Origin of the sequence: Priestia sp. BR_2 (genome assembly GCF_041954005.1) — a bacterium.
In the GTDB taxonomy this organism is placed as follows: Bacteria; Bacillota; Bacilli; order Paenibacillales; family Paenibacillaceae; genus Paenibacillus_AQ; species Paenibacillus_AQ lautus_A.
Genome location: NZ_JAVFHM010000068.1, coordinates 1 through 854, shown reverse-complemented (window position 1 = coordinate 854; position 854 = coordinate 1). Strand labels below are relative to the sequence as shown.

Below are 854 nucleotides of genomic sequence, written 5' to 3'. Positions count from 1 at the left end.
TCTAAGCGTGAAGCCCCCCTCAAGATGAGATTTCCCAATTCGTAAGACCCCTTGAAGACGACGAGGTAGATAGGTTGGAGGTGGAAGTGCAGCAATGCATGGAGCTGACCAATACTAATCGGTCGAGGGCTTATCCAAAATCACCCCAAAAAGTGAAGCAAAGCTTTGAAGCGGATGCCGAATACTTTTCGGGGACCCCGATACCACATCGGGTGAATGCTACGGAGTCTAATGTGCTGTAAATTCGTTTCGTATCTAGTTTTCAGGTGATCAATCACTTGAATTGAATATTGTTCCCTGATAGCTCAGTTGGTAGAGCACTCGACTGTTAATCGAGTTGTCACAGGTTCGAGTCCTGTTCGGGGAGCCATTTATGGAGAGGTGTCCGAGTTGGCCGAAGGAGCACGATTGGAAATCGTGGAGGCGCCAAAAGCGTCTCGAGGGTTCGAATCCCTCTCTCTCCGCCACTATTATTTTAAGCAAGGCCCGTTGGTCAAGGGGTTAAGACACCTCCCTTTCACGGAGGTAACAGGGGTTCGAATCCCCTACGGGTCACCACTTTATTAAAAAAACACTTGCTTCTTATATCAGATTTTGCTATGATAAAAGTCGCTTTGTTACGGAGGCTTAGCTCAGCTGGGAGAGCATCTGCCTTACAAGCAGAGGGTCGGGGGTTCGATCCCCTCAGCCTCCACCATGATTTTTCACCATTGCAGCAACCCTTTTAATGACGCGGGGTGGAGCAGTTCGGTAGCTCGTCGGGCTCATAACCCGAAGGTCGTAGGTTCAAATCCTGCCCCCGCAACCAATTTATATCGCAATAGCGATAGTGCCTCGTGGAACTGTGGTGTAGA

At 49.3% G+C, this 854-nt stretch carries 5 tRNA genes and 1 rRNA gene; all 6 read left to right on the top strand.

Annotated elements, in window-relative coordinates:
* Positions 1-138: ribosomal RNA gene (locus tag RB298_RS01290) — 23S ribosomal RNA — on the top strand; the annotation flags it as partial.
* A gap of 156 nt (positions 139-294) precedes the next feature.
* Positions 295-370 (top strand) — tRNA-Asn (locus RB298_RS01285).
* Positions 371-375: 5 nt separating this feature from the next.
* A tRNA-Ser gene (locus RB298_RS01280) sits at positions 376-467 on the top strand.
* 16 nt (positions 468-483) lie between these two features.
* Positions 484-558, top strand: a tRNA-Glu gene (locus RB298_RS01275).
* A gap of 63 nt (positions 559-621) precedes the next feature.
* A tRNA-Val gene (locus tag RB298_RS01270) sits at positions 622-697 on the top strand.
* Positions 698-731: 34 nt separating this feature from the next.
* Positions 732-808, top strand: a tRNA-Met gene (locus RB298_RS01265).
* Positions 809-854 lie beyond the last annotated feature (46 nt).